21 protein-coding genes and 1 pseudogene are annotated in these 22,375 nt (G+C 53.2%); 13 read left to right on the top strand and 9 right to left on the bottom strand.

Annotated features, from left to right (window positions below):
* Window positions 1-20: 20 nt before the first annotated feature.
* From BN3277_RS04790 to BN3277_RS04780, 3 genes are read right to left on the bottom strand one after another with little or no spacing between them, the layout of a single operon-like run.
* Window positions 21-1,166, bottom strand: a complete 1,146-nt coding sequence (locus BN3277_RS04790; RefSeq protein ID WP_059041145.1) for a Ger(x)C family spore germination protein — start codon at window positions 1,164-1,166, stop codon at window positions 21-23.
* A complete protein-coding gene (locus BN3277_RS04785; protein WP_059041144.1) occupies window positions 1,163-2,653 on the bottom strand; it encodes a spore germination protein in 1,491 nt (496 codons plus the stop codon). The genes BN3277_RS04790 and BN3277_RS04785 overlap by 4 nt, the downstream gene beginning before the upstream one ends.
* Entirely contained in the window at window positions 2,650-3,741 is a 1,092-nt protein-coding gene (locus BN3277_RS04780) for an endospore germination permease (RefSeq protein ID WP_059041143.1), read from the bottom strand. Before BN3277_RS04780 ends, BN3277_RS04785 begins: the two co-directional genes overlap by 4 nt.
* A gap of 55 nt (window positions 3,742-3,796) precedes the next feature.
* On the opposite strand from BN3277_RS04780, the gene BN3277_RS04775 reads away from it, so the two are divergent.
* The 4 genes from BN3277_RS04775 (at window position 3,797) to BN3277_RS04760 (ending at window position 8,868) form a co-directional block, all read left to right on the top strand.
* A complete protein-coding gene (locus tag BN3277_RS04775; protein WP_059041142.1) occupies window positions 3,797-4,624 on the top strand; it encodes a YwmB family TATA-box binding protein in 828 nt (275 codons plus the stop codon).
* 24 nt (window positions 4,625-4,648) lie between these two features.
* A complete protein-coding gene (locus BN3277_RS04770; protein WP_059041141.1) occupies window positions 4,649-5,398 on the top strand; it encodes a spermidine synthase in 750 nt (249 codons plus the stop codon).
* Between the two features lie 174 nt (window positions 5,399-5,572).
* Window positions 5,573-7,123, top strand: a complete 1,551-nt coding sequence (gene zwf, locus BN3277_RS04765; RefSeq protein WP_059041140.1) for a glucose-6-phosphate dehydrogenase — start codon at window positions 5,573-5,575, stop codon at window positions 7,121-7,123.
* A gap of 161 nt (window positions 7,124-7,284) precedes the next feature.
* The gene (locus BN3277_RS04760; protein WP_059041139.1) at window positions 7,285-8,868 is read left to right on the top strand and encodes a peptide chain release factor 3; all 1,584 of its coding nucleotides are present in this window, start codon (window positions 7,285-7,287) and stop codon (window positions 8,866-8,868) included.
* An 81-nt stretch (window positions 8,869-8,949) separates the two neighbouring features.
* Here the strand turns inward: BN3277_RS04760 and sspI are convergent, their stop codons facing one another.
* A complete protein-coding gene (gene sspI / locus BN3277_RS04755; RefSeq protein ID WP_059041138.1) occupies window positions 8,950-9,177 on the bottom strand; it encodes a small acid-soluble spore protein SspI in 228 nt (75 codons plus the stop codon).
* Window positions 9,178-9,311: 134 nt separating this feature from the next.
* Between sspI and BN3277_RS25450 the strand changes: the two genes are divergently transcribed.
* The 4 genes and pseudogenes from BN3277_RS25450 to BN3277_RS24935 form a co-directional block, all read left to right on the top strand.
* Entirely contained in the window at window positions 9,312-9,542 is a 231-nt protein-coding gene (locus tag BN3277_RS25450; RefSeq protein ID WP_157688685.1) for a hypothetical protein, read from the top strand.
* Window positions 9,543-11,181: 1,639 nt separating this feature from the next.
* Window positions 11,182-11,856, top strand: coding sequence for a potassium channel family protein (locus tag BN3277_RS04750; RefSeq protein WP_059041137.1), 675 nt, complete (start codon window positions 11,182-11,184; stop codon window positions 11,854-11,856).
* Window positions 11,857-11,939: 83 nt separating this feature from the next.
* The gene (locus BN3277_RS04745; RefSeq protein WP_059041136.1) at window positions 11,940-12,731 is read left to right on the top strand and encodes a TrmH family RNA methyltransferase; all 792 of its coding nucleotides are present in this window, start codon (window positions 11,940-11,942) and stop codon (window positions 12,729-12,731) included.
* Window positions 12,732-12,819: 88 nt separating this feature from the next.
* Window positions 12,820-12,962, top strand: a pseudogene (locus BN3277_RS24935) (alpha-galactosidase); the annotation flags it as partial.
* Between the two features lie 119 nt (window positions 12,963-13,081).
* Here BN3277_RS24935 and BN3277_RS04735 read toward each other — a convergent pair.
* A complete protein-coding gene (locus tag BN3277_RS04735) occupies window positions 13,082-13,438 on the bottom strand; it encodes a hypothetical protein (RefSeq protein WP_059041134.1) in 357 nt (118 codons plus the stop codon).
* A gap of 280 nt (window positions 13,439-13,718) precedes the next feature.
* Here BN3277_RS04735 and yunB point away from each other — a divergent pair, with 280 nt between their 5' ends.
* On the top strand, window positions 13,719-14,594 hold the full coding sequence (yunB, locus tag BN3277_RS04730; RefSeq protein ID WP_059041133.1) for a sporulation protein YunB: 876 nt from the start codon (window positions 13,719-13,721) through the stop codon (window positions 14,592-14,594).
* A 13-nt stretch (window positions 14,595-14,607) separates the two neighbouring features.
* On the opposite strand, the gene BN3277_RS04725 is transcribed toward yunB, so the two are convergent.
* Window positions 14,608-15,663, bottom strand: a complete 1,056-nt coding sequence (locus BN3277_RS04725; protein WP_059041132.1) for a M23 family metallopeptidase — start codon at window positions 15,661-15,663, stop codon at window positions 14,608-14,610.
* Between the two features lie 167 nt (window positions 15,664-15,830).
* Between BN3277_RS04725 and lipA the strand changes: the two genes are divergently transcribed.
* Window positions 15,831-16,727: a lipoyl synthase gene (gene lipA / locus BN3277_RS04720; RefSeq protein WP_187380032.1), complete on the top strand. Its 897-nt coding sequence runs from the start codon at window positions 15,831-15,833 to the stop codon at window positions 16,725-16,727.
* A 12-nt stretch (window positions 16,728-16,739) separates the two neighbouring features.
* The gene (locus tag BN3277_RS04715; RefSeq protein ID WP_232436327.1) at window positions 16,740-17,111 is read left to right on the top strand and encodes a YutD family protein; all 372 of its coding nucleotides are present in this window, start codon (window positions 16,740-16,742) and stop codon (window positions 17,109-17,111) included.
* Between the two features lie 40 nt (window positions 17,112-17,151).
* Here BN3277_RS04715 and BN3277_RS04710 read toward each other — a convergent pair whose 3' ends face one another.
* The 3 genes from BN3277_RS04710 to ylbJ form a co-directional block, all read right to left on the bottom strand.
* Window positions 17,152-18,654, bottom strand: coding sequence for a S41 family peptidase (locus BN3277_RS04710; RefSeq protein ID WP_059041130.1), 1,503 nt, complete (start codon window positions 18,652-18,654; stop codon window positions 17,152-17,154).
* A gap of 55 nt (window positions 18,655-18,709) precedes the next feature.
* On the bottom strand, window positions 18,710-19,513 hold the full coding sequence (locus BN3277_RS04705) for an NAD kinase (protein ID WP_059041204.1): 804 nt from the start codon (window positions 19,511-19,513) through the stop codon (window positions 18,710-18,712).
* A gap of 111 nt (window positions 19,514-19,624) precedes the next feature.
* Window positions 19,625-20,848 (bottom strand): sporulation integral membrane protein YlbJ, encoded by a 1,224-nt coding sequence (gene ylbJ, locus BN3277_RS04700; RefSeq protein WP_059041129.1) that lies wholly within the window; start codon window positions 20,846-20,848, stop codon window positions 19,625-19,627.
* Between the two features lie 395 nt (window positions 20,849-21,243).
* Here ylbJ and BN3277_RS04695 point away from each other — a divergent pair, with 395 nt between their 5' ends.
* Window positions 21,244-21,621, top strand: coding sequence for a globin domain-containing protein (locus tag BN3277_RS04695; protein ID WP_059041128.1), 378 nt, complete (start codon window positions 21,244-21,246; stop codon window positions 21,619-21,621).
* A gap of 49 nt (window positions 21,622-21,670) precedes the next feature.
* Window positions 21,671-22,369, top strand: a complete 699-nt coding sequence (locus BN3277_RS04690) for a DUF2225 domain-containing protein (protein WP_059041127.1) — start codon at window positions 21,671-21,673, stop codon at window positions 22,367-22,369.
* Window positions 22,370-22,375: the final 6 nt, after the last annotated feature.

Below are 22,375 nucleotides of genomic sequence, written 5' to 3'. Positions count from 1 at the left end.
ATACTCTGCTAAACCGTTTTTTAATGGTTCTGCACTTTGTAAGAGGAGGCGTGGGAGATTTCGACTTGGACGTTAACCTCCCCAAAATCCACTAAAGAGATAAACGGCTTCCCTTGGGAATGAAGTTGTTTCCAACGGGCTAAATCATTTCGGTACAACTTCTCTTCCAAGTTGAATAGATCGATGTTATGGGCTTTGGCGGCCGTAAAGGAACGGCGAATCTCCGCTTCGATCTGCTTTTTCGCCAACATGCGGATTTTCTCGGCATTCGCTTCATCGGCCGAGCCGGCTTCTGTGATATAAGTTTTGACACGAACCTGGATTTGCACGGAAGGGGGGGTACCTCTCGCATCGAACCGCACTTTTGGATCAGAATGGATGATGCTGAGCGCTACCGCCGTTTCATCGTCCAACATCAGGGTTAAAGGGAATTTGTCAAATCTTTTAAAGGAGACATACCGTGCCCCTTGCAGCATTATGGGATCAACTCTTCCCCGGTTGCTTCCCTGCGCTATGGCATAAGCCCCGGCAAGCTTTACCTGCGGGACGGGCTCCCCGTTCCCCTTCCATACCTTGTCGGTGTAGCTAATGAGGGGCAACAGCGTCGTGGTGGCCGGCTCCTTCACGCCGTTCATCAATTTGATGATTCGCAGCGGTTCCATAAAGGAATATTGCTTGAATATTTCCTCAGGATCAAGAAGCTCCGAGTTTAGCGCCGACTCATTCAGGAGCGAGATGCTTGAGAAAATGATTGGGATCTCCTTATCCGTCCCATACACCCAAGGGGTGTAACGAAGGTCGCGGGAGCGGATCAAGCCGTTGATGGCTTCAGGCAGTCGGTTATCAAGCAATGCCTTAGAGAAAACGATAGCCCTAACATGTGTCCACAGCGTCATTTGCTGGGAGGCGGGGTATACGGAATTCATGGCATCGGTAACTGTCTTGCCTTCTCCTTTTCCGATCCAAATTTTCGCGCTCCCCGTTTCGACCTTCCCCTCTTGCTTTGCGATCTCAGCAAAATCCAGCAGCTGCGCGTAGATGACATAACGTCCGTTTACATAATCAACCCCCAATGCCGTGACGAAATTGATATCTTGCGCTTCTTTCATATCCCAACATCCCGTCAGTAACAGGATGAGCGTCAGGATGGCCAATGCTGCTCTCAAGGCTTGTCCCTCCTTGCGGTTTTGTCGATCGGACGAAGGATACGGGGTCTATAACGAAGCGAATCTGACGGCTTCTTAAACACAGACTCCACGAAGTCGTCTTTCACGAAGGGAGAGAAAGGCGACAGATAAGGTACGCCGTAGGATTCTAGTGAAGAGAGGTACAGGGTTAGACTGATGAAACTGATCAAGAACCCAAACATACCGAAGGTCGCCGACAACAGGAGAATCACAATTCGAAAATGAGCCGCGGTCCCGCTTAACGTCTGATTTTCCAAGGTAGAGCTCGCCACGATCGCAATCGCTACGGCAACGATGATCGTGGGTGACGTGATGCCTGCGCGAATTGCAGCATCGCCGATAATCAGACCGCCGACGACGGTGATCGTTTGACCCATGGCTTGGGGCAGGCGTTTTCCTGCCTCATTGAAGATCTCGAACAAGAACAACATGATGAAGGTTTCGAACGGGACCGGGAAGGGTAAGCCATGGCGTGAATTGCTGATGGTCGCCAGCAGCGGGAGCGGAATTTGCTCCAGGTTAAAGCTGGTTAGCGCAACATAAAAACCGGGTAAAAATAGGCCTATGGTCAACCCGAAAACTCTCAGCACTTTTTGTACGGAAACGATGTAGTAAGGCGTATTGGCATCCTCCGGGGAGATCAGTAAATTCATCAGTGTTACCGGGGCCACGATGGCGATGGGGTTCCCATCGACCAAAACTGCGAATTTTCCTGCCAGCAGCGCATCCGAAACATAATCTGGCTTTCCAGAGTAATCGGTTAATGGGAATAGAGTTCGGTTCCGTTGACCGCTTACCACGGCTTCCACAAACGAGGTTCCAATGATCGCATCGGTATCGATGTTGTGCAGCCGTCGGCGGGCTTCCTCAAGAATCTCCGGGTTGACAATGTCTTGGATATAGAAAAGCGCAACTCGGACCTCCCCGCGTTTCCCCTTGATGATTTCCTCGACGCAAAGCGATTGGGTTCGTAAGCGCTTGCGGATCAATCCGACATTGGTCTTCAAATTTTCGGTAAACCCGTCGCGGGCTCCCTTGACGGCGGCTTCGGTACTGGCGTCCTCCGGGGAGCGTCCGGGGGGGCTTGAAATATCGAAACTGAAGTAGACTTTCTTGTCCTCAAAATAAATCAGCAGCTCACCTGAATAGACGCGAAGCGAAAGTTGATGCAGCAGATCCGGTCCTTCGATTCGGTCAAGCGGTAGAGAACGATTACGCGCGATGGATTCGGTATCGGGATCGGCCTCGTCCTGGAACAGGTTGGCAAGGCGGGGAAGGATGTAATCGTTCAACTGCTTGATATCGGCCATCGATTCGCAGTAGATTAAGCTGATCGGATGTTCCTGGTCCGCATCGGCATTAAACCGGCGGATTTTGACGTCGGCCGAATGCTGGAAGTATTTTTTTAAATACGGAATATCGATCGGGCCGGTTGATTGGTCGAAATTGATGTCGCTAGGGTTCATGCGGATCGTCCTTTCTTGCTAGTTCTCACTAAGGCGGCAGCGAAAACAACGAGCGTCATGAACGCAATAAAGTAAGCGTTCGCCGGGAAAATATATCGGATCATCAGGTGCTGGAACATGACGTCCGTAAAGACATAACAGCTAAGTGGAACAAGAAGGACCGTAACGGAGACAAGTAGAGTAGCTCTTTTGCGGGAGGAGCGTTTGATCCACATGTCGGCGATGATAATCAGCGCGAAGGAAATACGGATGCAACTCCCGGACAACCATTGGTAGATCGAGAAGAAGTCGGTTTGCGATACGTATTTGCCAAATCCGGCGATTCGCCACTCCTCGTAAGCCGGGTATCGCTGGATGGCGGCTTCAAACGGATTAAATTCAACGATCGCTCCCGTCAGCGGGCCCAGTGTCAAGCCAAAGAGGATGACGGCGAGTATAATCATTTGCTTTTTGTTCAAAGGCGCTTTCAGGTAAGGATGGAGAAACAAGATAAAAAATAATTCAAACAAACCTGAGCAGGCGTACAACACGCCCCTTAGCACCGGGCTCCAGCCAAATTCGAATAACGGAAACAGCAGATGGTAGTCTTTATGCTCGACGTTAACGATGGCGACGTAAAATCCAAGAATCACCACAAGCGGAAGCAAGATCGCCGACGTTAGGGTGATGGCCTTCATCCCCTTTAAAGCTCCGATCAAACAAAGTGCCATCAAAATGATGGAGGTAGCAATAAGCGGGGTATACGGGAGAAAGGTCACCTTCATCCACATCACCGTATCGAATAAACTAAACCAGGCGGTGACGAAGAAAAACAACGATAGAGCACATTGGAACAAAAAAGCAGGAATTCGGCCAAGCCGATGGCGAATCCAATCGGGTAGGGGCTGCGTTCCGATTCGGGAAGAAGCGAATAGAATCAGGCCAATCATGAGCGCAAAGGGAATCACTGCGAGAATGACAGACACCCATGCGTCTCGCTTGGCGATTTGCAGCAGCGCAGGGATGATAAAGACATGGTTTGTAATCCCAACGGTGAGCATCAGCGTCATGATAGCTTGAAGTTTTGTAGGTTTAGGTGTGTTGATCATCGGCTTCTCCCATTTCTCATTAGTGGTAATATTATCTGCAGAGGAGGCTCGTAGCATGCAACACCGTAAGCTATGGATGATCGGACTCTTGATTCTCGTTGGTGCGATGTTGTTGGTTGGTCTGCAACGCTTCCAGGAAGCCGGTCAAGAGGAACCGGAGGTTCTCCTGGATCCCGTTGAAGCGGCGGATCAGCAATTGGGGACCCTGTATTCAATCGGGCAAGCGGTTACGGCAGATCCTTTCCCGATGACCTTGAAATGGCAAGGGGAATGGGCTTCGCTGCTCTCCCCCGAGGAAGCCGCTGGGGTGTTAACGAGCCGGTTGGGGCTGCCGGGACCGGAAACTTCGATGGTCCAGGGGCGTACCGTTTATGGGGCCGAAGGCTTGAGCGAAGGCTTCTCCACCAACCTCCAATTAACCCAGCTGGAGGAAGGCAAGCTTTATGCCATGGTTCGCTTGGAAGCAGTAGGCGACGCTACGGCATCGTCGTTGGAGCTTCTGCGGGAAGCCCAACGGACGGCAGGCGAATCGTTGGCAGACGAAGGGGTGCACATTACCTGGAATGCGGCGATCCAAGGGATCGCTTGGCCGGCTACGGTAACTAAGGATTCTCCGCCGGATCTTGAGCAGGCTTCTGCCTTATCCCACACTCTGGAGAAGTTGGAATCGAAAATTTCGGGGTTGCCGAAGTTGAAACTGAAGCGGGCGGAAGGATTTGCGGATGAACAGACCGCGAGTCAGACCTATGCCGTAGATGCCTTGCCGATTACCGTTCAAAGCGGCGATCAGCGTGTGGCGCTGCAGTTGGCCGTACACCGCAACAGCGGAACCGGCATGGATGAGATCACGATCGGCATGCCGTTACTCACTGTGGAATATTAAAGATCATCAAGGAGGCGGGGGAAGGTGCAACGTCTGTTGCTGCATCAGCAAAGCCGCTACTCGGAAATCTCCGTCTATGAGACGGACGAGTTGTATGGCGAGCGTGGTTTGTTTCGCGTCTTGCAATTCGCCAGCGAGGCGGTGCAAGGTGCAATGGATATGAACCGGCCGGAGCGGATCATACTAGAATATCCGCGTGCGATGCTGCATTTGCTTCAACACCAGGTGCCGCTGCTGGATCGGGTGTTCATAATCGGCCAAGGAGCGGGAACGCTCGCCAGCCATTTGTCCGGGCGCGGTGTCATCGTGGCGGAGATCGATCCGCTGGTGGCGGAAATCAGCCGCACCTATTTCGGTTATACGGGCGATTCAGTGCGGATTGGAGACGGCCGCTCCCTGCTGGAAGAGGAGAAGCTGGGTTCCCTCGACGGCATTATTATCGATGCGTTCTCCGAACAGGGTACGCCGGCCCATTTAACGTCGCTTGGTTTTTTTCGACTTGCTGCGGAAAGACTGGATCCGGAAGGGCTGCTGCTGCTGAACGTTTTTGGCCGCGGGGCCGACGACGCCTGGATGGCGGCAATTGCGACAACCTTGCGAGAGGTGCTGAACGAGGTCCGGGTCTTTTCGCTGCCACCGGAGTTGCCTCATGAACCGCGAAACATGATGATTGCAGGAAGCCGTAAACCAATTCAGTATCAAGCTCATGGCCTGGCGGGATTTGCTGAAGTTGAGCCCCGGCCGGGGTATATCATCCATGACATCCCCTCTTAAGAAAAGTTTGCTTAAATTTCAGAAAACCCAAGGTTTTCTGAAATAGATGTGATGGCATCCGTAAAGCGAATATGCTAAAATGGCATCACATCCCGTGATGCAATGTAAAGATATGTCCTTGATCGGGAATGAAGTTGAAAATTCACTAATCTTACATAGAAAGAATGAGGAGCCATGGCTGAAAATGTAAATCAGGAAACGGTTCGGCCCCCAGGGGCGGTATTTTTTATTTTCGGAGCTACCGGAGACTTGGCGCGTCGCAAGCTCTTTCCGGCCATTTATTCCTTATATCGCGAGGGCAAATTGGCCGAGGATTTCGCCGTGGTTGGTGTGGCCCGGCGTCCGCGTTCGGACGAGGAATTCAAGGACGATCTCTATCGTTCCATTGAGGAATTCTGCCGCTATAAAATCGATGACAAGGAGCAATGGGCGCGGTTCGCAAACCATTTCGCCTATAAATCGCTGGACATCAACAACGTTGACGGTTACCGCGAACTCCGAGAACTAACGGAATCCGTAGAGTCGCGCTTTGATATTCCCGGAAACCGTCTGTTCTATCTGGCCTTGGCGCCGGAACTGTTCGGCAGTGTATCTTTTAATTTGCAGAAGGGCGGCATGCTGAACACCAGCGGCTGGCACCGGTTGGTGATCGAGAAGCCGTTTGGCTACGACCTGCAGTCGGCGCAGAAGCTTAACGAAGAATTAAGCCAGGTGTTCAAGGAAGAGGAAATCTACCGGATCGACCACTATCTCGGCAAGGAGATGGTGCAGAACATCGAAGTAATTCGCTTTGCGAATGCCTTCTTCGAGCCGCTCTGGAACAACAAGCATATCGCCAATGTGCAAATTACGCTGAGCGAAACGGTTGGCGTGGAAGAGCGCGGCGGGTATTATGATCATGCCGGTGCTTTGCGGGATATGGGGCAGAACCATATGTTGCAAATGCTGACGATGATCGCCATGGAGCCGCCAAGCCGCCTGTTCCCCGAGGACATTCGCGACGAGAAGGTCAAGGTGCTGCGTTCGCTGCGTCCTTACGATTCGGCACAGGAAGTGAAGGAATACGTGGTGCGCGGGCAATACACCGAAGGGGAAGCAAAAGGCAAGAAGCTCCCGGGTTATCGCCAGGAGGACAAGGTGGACCCGAACTCCAACACGGAAACGTATTTTGCGGCCAAAGTCTTTGTGGACAACTTCCGCTGGGCCGGCGTGCCGTTTTATATCCGCACCGGGAAGAGACTGCCCGTGAAAACGACGGAGGTTGTGGTCGAATTTAAGCAGATGCCAACCAATGTCTATCTCGGTCAAAAGCATACGCTGGAACCGAACCTGTTGGTGATCCGCGTTAACCCGATGGAGGGCATCTACATCAAGATCAATGCCAAGAAGCCGGGTTCGGAATCGCAGATCGAACCGCTGGCGATGGAATTTTGCCAAAGCTGCTTGGTCGGGATTAACTCACCGGAAGCGTATGAACGCCTGATCCATGACGCGGCTCAAGGAGATTCGACGTACTTTACCCGTTGGGATGAGGTGGCGACGGCTTGGGCTTTCGTCGATCGGATCGCTGCGGCCTGGGCGCAAAACCCTTCCGACATCAGCACGTATCCGGCTGGCTCCTGGGGGCCGAAGGAAGCGGATGAGCTGCTCGCGAAGGATGGCTTCCACTGGTGGCCGGTGAATGGTCAAGAGGAAGACAACGTGATTTGGATCAATCCGAATTGATGGTATTGTCCCGTCACCCGTAAGGACGGCGGGCGAATAGAATAGATCGTGCTGGAAACACCTTCATGTCCCGGCCTGGGCGGGAGGTGTTTTTGCTTAACTGTCGGACAAAATATGTTACAATAGAGAACGTGAATTTGTGGAACGAGAGGAACGTGAGCATGAGCAAAGCATTAGACCAAGTGCTGCAGCAGGAAGTGGACAAACGGCGTACGTTTGCAATCATTTCCCACCCGGATGCCGGGAAAACGACGCTGACCGAAAAACTGCTGCTGTTCGGCGGCGCGATACGCCTCGCCGGATCGGTCAAGGCGCGCAAAGCGAGCAAACACGCGACGAGTGACTGGATGGAAATCGAGAAGCAGCGGGGGATTTCCGTTACTTCTTCCGTCATGCAGTTTGATTATAACGGCCATCGGGTGAATATTCTGGATACGCCGGGCCACCAAGATTTCTCGGAGGATACCTACCGGACGTTGACCGCAGCGGACAGCGCCGTCATGCTGATCGACGTGGCCAAAGGCGTCGAGGCACAGACGATTAAGTTGTTCCAGGTGTGCGCGAAGCGGGGCATTCCAATCTTCACCTTCATCAACAAGCTGGACCGGGAAGGTCGGAACCCCTTTGAGTTAATGGAGGAAATTGAGCAGGTGCTAGGCATCCGCTCCGTGCCGATGAACTGGCCGATTGGGATGGGCCGCGAGTTGTCCGGCGTCTATGATCGGATGAAGAACCAGGTGGAGCTGTTCCAGGGCGACGATCATTCCACCATCCAGGTGAAGAAGGTAGACGGCTATAACGATCCGGTGATCCGTGAAATGGCCGGGGACTATCTTCATGATCAACTGTGTCAGGATCTGGAGCTGCTGGACGTAGCGGGCGATCCGTTTGACCTGGAGAAGGTCCTTAACGGGCAACTGACACCGGTATTCTTCGGCAGTGCGGTCAACAATTTCGGCGTGCAGACGTTCCTGGAGAACTTCCTGCAGCTGGCGCCTAAGCCGGAGCCACGCCGCAGCACGCAAGGGATGATTGAGCCAACCAACGAGAAATTCTCGGGGTATGTGTTCAAAATCCAGGCGAACATGAATCCGGCCCACCGCGACCGGATCGCTTTCCTGCGAATCGTCTCGGGCAAGTTCGAACGCGGCATGTCCGTGAAGCATGTGCGGGCGGGCAAGGAAATCAAGTTGTCCCAGCCGCAGCAATTCCTCGCCCAGGATCGGGATATCGTCAGCGAGGCTTATCCGGGGGATATCATCGGGTTGTTTGACCCGGGAATTTTCCGAATCGGCGATTCCTTGAGTCAAGGCAGCGAGATCGTGTTTGACGAGATGCCGACGTTCTCGCCGGAGATTTTCGCTAAGGTGACGGTGAAGAATGCCCTGAAGCATAAGCAATATCAAAAGGGTATCGACCAGTTGACCGAGGAAGGCACGATTCAGGTCTTCACGACGGTAGGCTTCGAGGACACGTTGCTGGGTGTCGTTGGGCAGCTGCAGTTCGAAGTGTTCGAATACCGGATGAAAGGCGAGTACGGCGTGGATGTGCAGCTGCAGCGGATGCCGTTTCAGTTCGCGCGCTGGATCGTGAGCGAGAAGATTGATCCCTCCAAGTTCCGGATCAATTCCACGTTGGTAAAGGACAAGAAAGGCAACTACGTTGCCTTGTTCGAGAACGAATACGCGATGCGGACGGCGATGGAGAAAAATCCGGACGCCCAGTTCCTAGAGACTGCGCCTTAAGCTGCGCGCTAAGCTAAAGTGCATTAGTGAAGACCGCCCTGGATAGGGCGGCCTTTTTTTGTTGCGGGCAGTTCTATTTCATCATTTGAGGCTGGCCTGATCCACTTGCTGCTTGAGCACGGATACCAGTTCGTTTTGTTCCGGCGTATCGATATGCTTCCAGATCGTTTCGAAAACGACGCCAAGGCCTGGCAACGCCGCTTCCTGGGCATCGATCGAGCCTTCGATCATCTCCCGCAGCCCTTGCTCGTCTTTGCCTTGGATTTTGTGCATCACCGCTTGACGCAGGTCGAGTGTAATGGATGGCACGTGTTTTCCCTCCTTGAAATAAGTGACTTGCCCGGTGTTAATTTGCCCGAAGGAAACTGTGATAATGCGCGGGGTGGGGAACGTGATCTGTAAGCGTGGTTGTAGGGGGATTGTGGGGATGGTGAACGTAACTTGTGCTCGAAGGATGTAGGTGTGATAGTGATGCTGGTGGTGAAAGTGATGGTGATGGTTATGGTGATGCTGGTGGTGATGGTAATGCTGGTGTGTTGTTGATGGTGATGCTAATGGTGATGGTGATGCTGGTGGTGATAGTGATGCCAATGGTGATGATGATGCTGGTGGTGAAGGTGATGGTGATGGTTATGGTGATGCTGGTGGTGATGGTAATGCTGGTGTGTTGTTGATGGTGATGCTAATGGTGATAGTGATGCTGGTGGTGATGCGGTGGTGATGGTGTGATGGTGATGCCAATGGTGATGATGATGGTGATGCTGGTAGTGATGGTGATGCCAATGGTGTAGTGATGCTGGTGTGATGGTGATGCCAATGGTGATGATAATGCGGGTGTGATGTGTGGGCGTGGTAGTGAGGGTGATGGTGGTAATGGCGAACGGCCGTGATCGTGATTAGGAAACGTAGCCGTGGTCATAATTGTGGGCGTAATCGTGGTGGTGATGTTGCTGTTACTGATGCTGAGGCATGAACGTGACCTGTGATCGTAGTTGTGGTGTGGTCTCGGAGTTGATGGTGGGTGTAGCGGTGGTGCGTGATCCGTGGCCGGAGTTGTGGTACGTAATTGAGATCGTGATCCGTGAATCCATGAAACCATAATTCGTGACCGTGCTGTGACCGTAGTTGTGAAACGTAGTCGTAATCGTGACTCGTGTCGTGACCATGCCGTACCGTAGTCATAATCGTGACTCGTGTCGTGACCATGCAGTACCGTGGTCGTAATCGTGACTCGTGTCGTGACCATGCCGTACCGTGGTCGTAATCGTGATTCGTGTCGTGACCATGCCGTACCGTGGTCGTAATCGTGATTCGTACCGTAACCGTCCTGTAACGTAATCGTCCCATGCCGTAACGGACCGTAATGACGTTATTTGCTCATTTCCCGGATATTTCCCGTTCTAACGGACTCCAGAGCTCTTATTGGGCTTTTTTGGCGGTGGTTACACTAGTTTTGTCCGAAATAAGGTCTCCTCGGTCCGTTAAGTTCAGGTAAATGGCCAAGCGAAATAAATAGCGCCTCTGGTGTCCGTTAGCGCTTCTGTGCTGGCGCCATGAGGAGCCTTTGACGCGCGATAAACTTCTACGTAATCTGTGATCGTAGTTGTGGCCCGTAATCGTAATCGTGACTCGTGATTCGTACCGTTACCGTCCTGTAACGTAATCGTCCCATGCCGTAACGGACCGAAATGACGTTATTTGCTCATTTCCCGGATATTTCCCGTTCTAATGGACTCCAGAGCTCTTATTGGGCTTTTTTGGCGGTGGTTACACTAGTTTTGTCCGAAATAAGGTCTCCTCGGTCCGTTAAGTTCAGGTAAATGGCCAAGCGGAATAAATAGCGCCTCTGGTGTCCGTTAGCGCTTCTGTGCTGGCACCATGAGGAGCCTATGACGCGCGATAAACTTCTATGTGATCTGTGATCGTAGTTGTGGCCCGTAATCGTAATCGTGACTCGTGATTCGTACCGTTACCATCCAGTGACGTAATCGTCCCATGCCGTAACGGACCGTAATGACGTTATTTGCTCATTTCCCGGATATTTCCCGTTCTAACGGACTCTAGAGCTCTTATTGGGCTTTTTTGGCGGTGGTTACACTAGTTTTGTCCGAAATAAGGTCTCCTTGGTCCGTTAAGTTCAGGAAAATGACAAAGCGGAATAAATAGCGCCTCTGGTGTCCGTTAGCGCTTCTGTGCTGGCACCATGAGGAGCCTTTGACGCGCGATAAACTTCCTCATGAGCTGTCTTCAAACCATGCTCCTACCGGATTGTGGTATACTAATTCGGATGGATAAAATATGGGTGGTGAGCGCATGGCAAATGCAGCCAAAAAACAGTTCGCCGTGATCGGTATGGGCCGGTTTGGCTTAAGCGTAGCAACGGCACTCAGCAATATGGGCTTCGACGTTCTGGCGATCGATGCCGACGAGCATAATACGCAGGCCGTGGCGAATTTGGTCACGCACGCGGTATCCGCGGATTCCACCGATGAAGATGCGCTGCGCGCACTGGGGATTCGGAATTTCGATGTGGTAGTCGTGGCGATTGGCGAAGATATCCAGGCCAGTATTTTAACAACGCTGATACTAAAAGACATGGGCGGGCCGCTTATCGTCGTGAAGGCGCAAAACGAATTGCATGGGAAGGTATTGCAGAAAATTGGGGCCGATAAGGTCATTTTCCCAGAACGGGATATGGGGCTTCGGGTGGCGCATCATCTGACTTCTCCAAATATTTTGGATTACATCGAATTGTCCGACGAGTACAGCATCGTGGAGATGCGGGTTGGCTCGCAGATGGTCGGCAAGAACCTGAAAGAGCTGGACATCCGCGCACGCTATGGCTGCAACGTGATGGCGATCAAACGGGGCGGCAAAATGAACATCTCCCCAGCGGCAACGGACCAACTAACGGAAGAAGACGTGCTTGTAATCGTAGGCGAAAAAGGTGATTTGACGAAGCTGGAGCTGGCTTACGCGGAGGAATAAGTAAGCTAGCTTGGTGGACGAAAGAGAAAGATGAGTTTAGGATGACCCGTTGATTTGATACCCTTACTGAGGATGGAGTTTGTATGGAAATAGTGTCTCCGCAAAACCCCCGCGTCAAGGAATGGGCGGGGCTGCTTGAGAAGAAAAATCGGGACAAGCAGGGCAAATACTTAATCGAAGGCCTCCATTTGGTGCAGGAGGCGCTGCAGGCCAAGGCCGACGTGGAATGCGTCTGCTACGATCTCGATCGCGGCATACCGGCCGAGCTGCAGACCGCGGCGTCCGCCGGGCTGGACGTCGACTGGATCGGCGTGTCCGCCGCCGTGATCGCCAAATGCAGCGACACGAAGTCGCCGCAGCCGGTGTTCGCGGTCGTCCGCAAGGACCGCGGGACGATCGCTCCGCTCCTGAGCAAGGAGCGGAGCTTGGTGGTGGTGCTCGACGGTGTGCAGGACCCCGGCAACGTCGGCACCATCATCCGCAGCGCCGACGCGGTCGCGGCGGACGGGGTCATCGTCGGCGCAGGCTGCGCCGACATTTACGGGCCCAAGGTGCTGCGCGCCACCATGGGCTCGCTGTTCCACCTGCCGGTCGTGCATGCCGACCTGGCAGAGGTGCTGCCGCAGGCGAAGCAGCGGGGCATCCGGCTGGCCGGGACCAGCCTGCAGGCGGCGGCGAACTGCTTCGCCTACGACTTCGCGCAGCCGGTGTGGCTGCTGTTCGGCAGCGAAGGCAGCGGGCTCAGCCCGGAAGTCCGTCGGCTGATGGACGACGGGCTGCTGATCCCGATGCGCGGCCAGGCCGAATCGCTAAACGTGGCGATGGCCGCCACCGTGCTGCTCTATGAAGCGATGCGACAGCGGTATTACCGCTAACGCCGGCGGTCCATAAAGCAAAGACCGGACAAGATCCAACCACAGGTTGCGTGGATCTTGTCCGGTCTTTTTTCGGCTCAGGTCTCGGTTAGCGAAGCAGGTGAACGATTCGGGCTGCAGTTTGGACTGTGGTTCGAGCCGGAGATGATCGCTCCGGACAGCGACCTGTATCGCAGCCATCCCGACTGGTGCCTGCACGTGGAAGGACGTCACTGGACGGAATTTCGATCCCTAACGAGCTGAAGGACTATTATAGTTACTCAGTTCATCTGAAAGCTGTGGAGTAAGTCATCTGCTTTAGAGCCAAAACTAATAAAACCCCGTAACCAGATTCTGGTTCGGGGTTTTACCTAAGTCAAACTATTGATGGCAAGCTTCGCATAAATGGCTTTTTTGTTTAATTCCAGATCGTTCATATAATGATCGATTTTGGAATTCAGCTGTTCAATCAGGTACGTACGGATTTCCTCAATAAGCTCCTCCTGGCAGAAGGCGGAAATGGCCAGGGTACCGTCGCAGTAATGCTTCGTCTCGTAAACGGCGATATTCAGCTTCTCTTTATACAACCGTTTAACCGGTCCTTTGATCGGTTTGATCTCGTAATACCGATTCGTTTCGACGAGCAATCTCCAAGGTATGATCCTGGATGCAAGCTGATCTCTCCTTAATTCTATGGTGACTTGATACAGTGTTTTAGAGCTGTTCATGATGATGATCCCCTTGTATATTTATACGCCCTTATGAATATTATACCACAAGTCATAAAAGCTTTTGAAGATGATTGATGCAACTTTATGACTAAAAAAGTGATACTAAAGTACTATATAGCAATATACCTGAATAAATCAAGTGTCAAATCAAACAAATATCCGTTAGCCCTGCGCGTCCTTCTTTTTTGCCTCTGTCCCGCATAACTTTTTAGAGAAGCCGTTTTATGGAAGGTTAGAGCATCCTCTAGAACTTTTCCCGCTGCAGGGGGGGTGAATCATGCGGATACGACGACGCGGATGGCGGAGCCGGACAAGGCGGCCGAAGCGCAGACGGAGAATATGGATCGCCGTCGTGATCATTTCGATTATTGGTCTGGTGCAATTTGTTCAGTACGTGGAACGGCGAATGACGGGGCCTATCGTTCATCTAGCTCAGATCCGAGTCAAACAAATCGCCACGGAGTCGATCAATGACGCGATCACCGCCCAGGTGGCGAATCAACAGCAGGTTGGGCAACTGATCGATTGGAAGATGGATGATAACGGGAAAATCACGGGTTTTATGTTAAACTACTCCGCTCATATGAAGGTGACGTCCGAGACGATTCAAACGGTTCGGCATACGCTGGATGAGGTAGCCCGGCTGTCGGAAACCATCCCGTTGGGGCAGGCCCTTGGCAGTCCGCTCTTGGCTTCCTTTGGTCCGAGCATCCCGATCAAGATCGAGCCGAAGGGCGACGTGAAGGTGGATTTGAATACCCGTCGTCAGGATGCCGGCATCAACATGATCCTGGTAGAGGTCTATCTCCGGGTGAGGACGGAGCTGGCCGTGGTGGTTCCTTTTGACATGGAGTCGCAATCGGTCGAAACGGAAATTCCGGTTTCCTACTTGCTTGTGGTTGGAGATGTACCTATGTATTACTATGACAGTAAAGGAAACCCGGTTGGCGAGGGGCAGGCGGATGCTCCAAATATTGCACTTCCGGCGTTACCGGGCAAGGAAGAGAGCAATGAACCGCCGGCAACCAAGGAAGACACGACCCTACCAAACGGACCCGACGGGTCGGGGGGAGCGGCTGGGAATACAGAAGCGGGGAATACAGGCTCAGAGGAGCCGTCGAATTCAGAAACCAATGCAGGGGGATCGCATTAAAAAAGGGCGCCGGTTATTTGGACGCCCTTTTATTTTTTTTGGAGCGTTCGGCTTGCTCCCATTTCTTCAGCAACGGATAAGGGTCAAACGCCCATTCCGTACTTCCGGTATCTCGGTAAATCCCGTAGTGCAGGTGCGGCGGGAATTTCCCCGAAGTCCCCGGCGGACCGTAACCGCTGCTGCCGACCCAGCCGATCGTTTGCCCAGGCTCGACGAAATGACCCACCTCGATCCCTTTCTCATAACCCTGCAGGTGCGCGTAGTAATGGTAACGGTTTTGGATATCCCGTATGCCGATACGCCAACCGCCATAGGGATTCCATCCCTTCGTTTCCACCAGGCCATAGCAAACGCTGCGTACGGTGACGCCCATCGGGGCGAATAGGTCGGTACCTTCATGGATGCGTAATCCTCCCCAGCCGCGGCGGTCTCCCCAGGTGTCGCGATAGGTATAGGTGCTTCGTAATGGCAACGGGAATGCGCTGTCGGACAAATTCAGCCGTCCCCAGTGTTTGTACATTTTCGCGAATTGGCGAATCCGCTCTACTGCGGAATCGTTCTGATAGTAGCGCCACAGGGCGATGCGGAAATCCTCTTCCTTGTAGCCGAAGCCGGTTAAATAAGAAGCCAAGGTGAACAAAGCATCCCGATCGTTCCTCGGATCCGCTGCACCGTCAGCGGTGGCGTCTTTCCCAATGCCGCCAAACAATTCGATCGTGGCCGGATTGCGGTCTTCGGCATCCGGATTCAGCGGGCCGCTCCAAAACGCTTCCTTGAAGCGGAACCCGGTGAGTCGCTGCTCCTGCTGCTGTTGCTCCTTGCGCGGTGTAAGGGTGCGTTCGTATTGATCCACTGCGGCAAGCCAATACCAGGGAACCCGCGTGAGCAGCTCCATTTCTTCAAATAGGGTACGTCGTTGCTCGTAAACGCTGACGACCGCCTGCGCCGATGTCCCCGGGGCTTCGGCAGACGCTGCACCAAAGCCGGATCCCGGCCATAAAGAGGTGATCAGCGCAACGCTGATCATACAACAAACCGCTTTGCCGCGGGCAAATCGATAAGACCTCAAGGCAAGTATTCCTCCTTCGCCTTTATTTTGCACGCGATTCGTGACCTCTCTTAGATTGAGGCAAACGCTGTGTTTTTATTCCATTTTGTGAAGTAGGTTTTTCCAGCGGTTTCATGATATAATAAATGGCGCTACGGCTTAAATCACAAGAAGGAAGGTCTTGCGCTTTGGCAAAACAAATCCAGGAACCGAAACCGGATTGGATTCGTATCAAGCTGACGACAGGGGATAATTATCAGGACATCAAGCAGATGATGCGCTCCAAAACCTTACATACCGTTTGTGAAGAAGCGCGTTGTCCAAACATATATGAATGCTGGGCGAACCGGACGGCGACGTTTATGATTTTAGGCGATATTTGCACGCGGGCTTGCCGCTTTTGTGCGGTGAACACCGGTCTGCCGACCGAGCTGGACCTGCAGGAGCCGCAGCGTGTAGCGGAAGCGGCAGAGCAGATGAATTTGCAACATTGCGTGGTTACGAGCGTGGCCCGGGACGATCTGAAGGATGGCGGGGCCAGCATTTTCGCCGGAACCATTCAGGCGATTCGCGAACGCTTGCCACTCTGCAGCGTAGAAGTGCTGATCCCGGACTTTCAGGGGGATGAAGAAGCGCTGCGGATCGTCATGGAGGCGAAGCCCGATATCTTGAACCACAACATCGAGACGGTGGAACGGTTGTCCGACCGCGTCCGGGCGAAGGCGAAATACCGCCGCTCTTTGGAGCTGCTCCAGCGGGCCAAGGCGATGAAGCCGGAGATTCCTACGAAATCCAGCATCATGCTGGGCGTTGGGGAGGAATGGGACGAAATTTTGCAGGCGATGGATGATCTGCGTGCCGTAGACTGCGATATTTTGACAATCGGCCAATACCTGCAGCCTACACCTCAGCATTTACGTGTGGAGAAGTACTATAAGCCCGAGCAATTTGCCGAGCTGAAGGAAGAGGGGATGAAGCGAGGCTTCAGCCACGTGGAGTCCGGTCCGCTCGTGCGCAGCTCGTATCATGCGCATGAACAGGTGAATTCGGCTAAGAAAAAAGCAGGCGTCCCCGCTTCGTCGTAAACCAGAAGGAGGATGGATCCTTTGATTCAAATCGGCGGCAGAACCTACGAACTGATTCAGAATTATCGGGACGCTTGGGATCCCGAAGCGTTTAAGCAGCGGTACAGCGAGGTGCTTGACCGCTATGATTACATCATTGGCGATTGGGGTTACGAGAAGCTTCGTCTCAAAGGCTTTCTTCGAGACAATCATCCCAAGGCGAACCGGGATACGGCGTATTCCGGCATTACGGATTATATCAACGAATACTGCAACTTCGGCTGCGCTTATTTCGTCCTCCAGAAGGTGAAAGACAACCATAAGGACAAGGACGCGCCTAAAGACAAAGACGTCGGAAGCGAAAAAGCGGCAGTGTTGCAGGAAACAGAAACGGCCCCCGAATAATCGGGAGGCCGTTTTTTTGCGATGATGGAATAAGTTCGATTTAGTTCATGGATAAGTTCAGAAAGCCTTGTTTATAGCTCCAAGTCAGCTTCGGATATTTCTTCTGGAATTCGTTCAGTTCCAGATACGACTCGCCATCCACCAGTTTAGCCGTTTTGGCAGCCAACGTGAACCCGCTTTGCTTCCCTAGGCGATCCGTGATGGTTAATTTACCGATGCTTGTGCTCCAAACCGGGGTGCCTTGAATCAGCGAGGACAACAAGCGGGAAGGGGCATACACTTGCTTGCCGCTTTGGATCACATCGATATACCCCGGGAAATCCGCTCCATTAATGCTCAACGAAGCTGGTCCTCCACTTACGCTGATATGCCGCACGCCGGCTTCATACATTCCGGTAATCAGCTGAGCGGCTGCGTTGTTGTTGACCTCGATGTCCGGCTTCAGACCGATATGGTTGAAATCGAGCTTCTTTGGCGTTAGGTAAGCTTGGACGGTTAGCTTCAGCGAACTGCCATTGGAAAGCGGGAATACGTTCTGGATACGAGCTTTGCCGTAAGTTTGCGCCCCTACCACCTTGGCAATCCCGTTGTCGCGAAGCGCACCCGTCAAAATTTCCGAAGCGCTGGCGGAGAGCCCGTTGGTCAGCACCACCACCGGCATGCCGATGTCTTTTCCGCCCGTGATCTCCACCGGCTGCAGTTCACCGCCCTGGTCTGCGGTATACATCAAGGTACCTTCCTTCATAAATTGCTTGGCGATATTGGCCGCGGATTCGACGTATCCGCCGAGGTTGTCGCGCAGGTCCAAGACGAGCGCGCCGATGCCTTCCTGACGCAGGGAGGCCAGTTGATCGGCAAATTCCTCGTCCGCTGTATCGGAGAAGGAGGAGATGGCGATATAGCCGACCTTACTCGAAGGAATTACCGTTCCGGTGACGGAAGGCAACGAGAAATGGCCGCGCTTAATCGGGTAAACCAAAGTTTGTCCGGTCCGGTTCACCGTGATGTTGACCTGGGTATTCTCTTCCCCTTGAATCCGGGCCACATCCTCGCTGCTGCTCACCAACTGCCCGTCCACCTTAGTAATGATATCGCCCGCTTGAAGTCCTGACTTGGAGGCGGGGGAGTTGGGCAATACACCGGTGATGTATAACTTGTCATTATAGAAACGAAGCGTAACTCCGATCCCAACGAATTCCTGATTTACGCCATTCTCGAAGTCCTGCAGCTCCTCTTTGGAGTAATAATCGCTATAGGGGTCGTCCAACGAATAAACCATGCCGCGTATCGCATGATCCAGAAATTCCTGACGCTCCACGCCTTCAATATTGTAGGCTTCCAAATAGTCCAAGACTTCCTGAAGCGCTTGGAGGTCGGAGGAGGTTTCCGTTGAACCGAGATGAATAATCGTTCCGGCCTCGGCGGTCAGGGGCGTTCCTGCCGCAGCTGCAGCCCCTGCTGCTCCAGCAGCTTGCGGCAACCCCAGCAGCGTTAGGGACAACATCGGGATTAATGCGTACTTACGGAATGAAGTTAAGATCATATTCAGTTCTTCCTTTACATAGTTTTCGACATTCGGGAGCTTGTCTTCCCCTCGACTAGTCTAGGAATGCATTACGTACCCGGCTCCAAAAAGGAAACGGCCGATAGCGGACAAAGCTGATTTTCTGCTCGGACACCTGGCAGCGAACGGAGACCAAATCATCCATCGGCAGGTTGACGTGGTCAATCGTCAGCAGCAAATTTTGTTCCTTGCGCGAATAAATATCGCAGTGATGGTGCTTCGGCAGCACCAACGGGGAGCCCAGCGTTCGGAACACCCGATTGTTGATCGAAGCGATCTCCGTGATCTGCAGCGCTTCAATCGTTGGATGGATCATCGCCCCCCCCAAGCTTTTGTTATAGGCGGTACTGCCGGAAGGGGTGGATACGCAAATGCCGTCGCCGCGGAACATTTCGAATATTTGATCATTGATATCCACTTGGGCTACGACGGTGCCGTCGACGCCCTTCAGCGTAAACTCGTTTAAGCAGATATGGGAGGAGGACCCGGACTTCTTCTGGATCTCCAGCTCGATCAAGGGATAACGGACGATACGTGGCCTCAACAAGCCAGGATCCGCATGCCCGCTCATCATTTGCACCAGCTCGGGAATTTCGTCAGCTTTCCAGTCGGCATAGAACCCCAAATGGCCGGTATGAATCCCAACGAAGGCAATCGAATGGATTTGATCGATAAACGTATGGAAGGCATGAAGCATCGTGCCGTCTCCACCGATGGAGACGACGATATCCGGGGATTTCGCATCCAGCTCAAGCCCTTGCTGCGCAGCGAGTTCATGAAAGGTCTGGCTTAATTCGACGGATAGCTGATCCCCGCGGTCAAGTACATAGTATCTCAAGTTGACAAGCTCCTTTGAAAGAGGCTGTTCAAAAAAAATCTCCGTTTTGAACACGCGCTTGAATATCCTTTTGTAAAGATCATAATCAATTCGCCCGCAGAACACAACGTTTCATTTTCGGTGCCGCCAGCGGCGAATGAATCCGGACAAGAATGACAAAATAAGCAAGATGGCCATCGTCACCAGAAAGAATCGGAGCGCCCCCGGTACGGCTTGCCAACCGTAAAGCACTTCTTTCCGTCCATACTCGGGCACGGCCATCGCCCATGCCGGTGCCGCTCCCATGAGGGGATTCCAGATGAGCAGCAGCAGACCAGTGGAAAGGACAGCGTGAAGAAACCGCGCCACCAGGAAAGGAAAATAACGCAGGTCAGCGCCATTTAAGATGCTGGCAACCTGGGCATGGACGGATAAGCCGCCCCAAGAGAGGATAAAGGCTGCAGCTGCAGCTTTAAACATCAGGGGAATTCCCTCCGGTGCCGCCGCTGCTTTAGCGCCCAAGGTAACCTCGAACAGGCCGCCCATCAGCGGCTCGGCTAATGGGCTAGGCAGCCCCAAGAGCGGCAGCAGATCGCGAAAGCCGGTATATAAAGAGCTCATAAACCCTGAGGCTGTTAGGACCTCGAGGATGACGGAGAAAAACACCACCAGGCCGCCGACGACGGCCATCAGCTGCAGGGAAGACACGACGGCTTGACGCAGCAGCTCTCCGAGGCTGCGCCCGTCCTGAATCCGGGCCTCGTGCATGGCCCGCAGCGCCAGCTTTAGGCTGAATCGACCGGATTCGTCGCCTTTCTCCGCGCCTGCAGGCTCGTCACGGTCTGGACGATAGAATCGCATGACCAGGCCGATCAGCAAGGCCCCGCCATAATGGGCCAGAGCCAGCGCGCCGGCCAACTTCGGATTGCCGAAGAAGCCAACCGAGACCGCACCGATCAGAAAGATCGGATCGGATGACGTCGTAAATGAGACAAGCCGTTCTCCCTCGGCACGGGAAACAAGATTCTGCTCACGCAGCTTAGTTGCCAGTTTGGCGCTGACAGGATAGCCGGAAGCAAACCCCATCGCCAGCACGAAGCCGCCGCTGCCCGGGATGCGGAACACCGGTCTCATCAGCGGATCCAGCAGCTTACCGAGAAAATGGACAATTCCAAAGCCAAGCAGCACCTCGGAAATCACGAAGAAGGGAAACAGGGACGGAAACAGCACGTCCCACCAAATGGCCAACCCGCGAACACCGGCTTGCCAGGAAGCCTCCGGATAGCCGATCATCAGTACGGCCAGCAAAAGCGCGGCAAAGAGGAACAGTAAAGCGGTTAAGCGTTTGAATACCATGGGTACGCCTCCACATTAAATCATAGTGAAGTGTATGAGTGGACTGGGACAAACAGCACAAAAAAATGAAGGAAGCGGTTTCATTAGGGGCTGATATTTCGAGGCTTCTATGCTAAAATGATTCTATAAGACCAATGTGGATCTTTAGAACCAGCTAAGATTCTTTCATAAACGGTGCAGCAGCCAAATTTTGTGGATGGAGTGATGTTCATGAGCATTGTCGCAGGGATTCTCGTCTGTGCTTTTGTTTATGTAATCCGCGCCTCTCTCGTCCATTCCGGCGAAGAGGATTGGCGCAGCTACTGATAGATTTGAGACCTGCGTTTAAGTAGAAGCTCCGGTAGGAGCTTTTATTTTTTTTTGATATAATAAGGAAAAACGGAGGCGGTGAATTAATGAATCAAGGCTTAAGCCTATACGACAACCTGGGCGGCGAGGCGACGATCCGGCGGCTGGTTGAGGCCTTCTATCCCCGGGTTCAACGGGAGCCGCTGCTGGGACCTTTATTCCCGGAAGACATCACCCCGGTGATGGAGAAGCAATTTATGTTCTTGTCGCAATTCTTCGGCGGGCCTTCGCTTTATTCCGATGCCGTTGGCCATCCGATGATGCGTGCTCGGCATCTGCCGTTTCCGGTCACGAAGGAGCGTGCGGAGGCCTGGCTGGGCTGCATGCGCGAAGCGCTGGAGGAGATTGGAATCGAAGAGCCGTTGCGGGAATTCGTGCTGGAGCGGTTATCCGGTCCGGCTTTTCATTTTGTGAACACACCATAGAGGAAACAGACGATCCGCCGGGCGGACTTTTGAAAGGGAGTAGGACGATTTGGAACTAGAACCTCTATATCAGATCAAAGTCACTTGCATCCATTGCCAAAATGAGTTTTCAACCTCGCGCGTGCGCCCCAGCTTCAAACGGGCCGTACGCACGGATACGGACTTTTGCGGATATTATCAGAAGGAGAATCCGGATTATTACGTTGTTCGGGTATGTCCTTCTTGCGGTTTTGCCTCGACGGAAAACTCGGCATCCCGGTTAACCGACCGGCAGAGGGCCCTCTTCCAGGAGGCGATTGGCAGCCGGTTCAGTCAGAAGAGCTACGGCGGCCACCGCGACTGGGATGCGGCGATGGAGACCTATAAGCTCGCGTTGATCTGTGCCCAGACCATCGGAGAGACCGATCGGATCATTGCCAGCTTGCTGCATCACATCGCTTGGTTGTACCGGTATAAGAACAATGTAGAACAGGAGAAGCGTTTCATGGAGTATTCGCTGGAGGCATACATCCGCGTCTACGAGAATGAGGGCGTCGGCGGCAGCGATGCCCGCCTAATGTACCTGATCGGCGAGCTGTACCGGCGAGTTGGTAATTATAACGATGCGGTCAAATGGTTTGGGCGCGTCATCAACGACAAGCGGATCATGGATGCGGCGATGATTCGGGCCTCCCGCGAACAGTGGGCGCTGTTGCGTGAGGAAATGCTGAACGGCGGGCATGAGCTACCGGAAGAAATGCGCGGCTAACGGACA

The sequence above is a fragment of the Paenibacillus rubinfantis genome (assembly GCF_001486505.1).
GTDB lineage: Bacteria > Bacillota > Bacilli > Paenibacillales > Paenibacillaceae > Fontibacillus > Fontibacillus rubinfantis.
This window is presented reverse-complemented; position numbering and strand designations above follow the sequence as displayed.

Bases quoted from the DNA above. Each gene is read 5' to 3' on its own strand.
- BN3277_RS04785 (WP_059041144.1), bottom strand. From the start codon at position 2,653: ATGAACCCTAGCGACATCAATTTCGACCAATCAACCGGCCCGATCGAT.
- BN3277_RS04780 (WP_059041143.1), bottom strand. From the start codon at position 3,741: ATGATCAACACACCTAAACCTACAAAACTTCAAGCTATCATGACGCTG.
- BN3277_RS04775 (WP_059041142.1), top strand. From the start codon at position 3,797: ATGCAACACCGTAAGCTATGGATGATCGGACTCTTGATTCTCGTTGGT.
- zwf (WP_059041140.1), top strand. From the start codon at position 5,573: ATGGCTGAAAATGTAAATCAGGAAACGGTTCGGCCCCCAGGGGCGGTA.
- BN3277_RS04760 (WP_059041139.1), top strand. From the start codon at position 7,285: ATGAGCAAAGCATTAGACCAAGTGCTGCAGCAGGAAGTGGACAAACGG.
- BN3277_RS04750 (WP_059041137.1), top strand. From the start codon at position 11,182: ATGGCAAATGCAGCCAAAAAACAGTTCGCCGTGATCGGTATGGGCCGG.
- BN3277_RS04745 (WP_059041136.1), top strand. From the start codon at position 11,940: ATGGAAATAGTGTCTCCGCAAAACCCCCGCGTCAAGGAATGGGCGGGG.
- BN3277_RS04735 (WP_059041134.1), bottom strand. From the start codon at position 13,438: ATGAACAGCTCTAAAACACTGTATCAAGTCACCATAGAATTAAGGAGA.
- yunB (WP_059041133.1), top strand. From the start codon at position 13,719: ATGCGGATACGACGACGCGGATGGCGGAGCCGGACAAGGCGGCCGAAG.
- BN3277_RS04715 (WP_232436327.1), top strand. From the start codon at position 16,740: ATGGATCCTTTGATTCAAATCGGCGGCAGAACCTACGAACTGATTCAG.
- BN3277_RS04710 (WP_059041130.1), bottom strand. From the start codon at position 18,654: ATGATCTTAACTTCATTCCGTAAGTACGCATTAATCCCGATGTTGTCC.
- ylbJ (WP_059041129.1), bottom strand. From the start codon at position 20,848: ATGGTATTCAAACGCTTAACCGCTTTACTGTTCCTCTTTGCCGCGCTT.
- BN3277_RS04695 (WP_059041128.1), top strand. From the start codon at position 21,244: ATGAATCAAGGCTTAAGCCTATACGACAACCTGGGCGGCGAGGCGACG.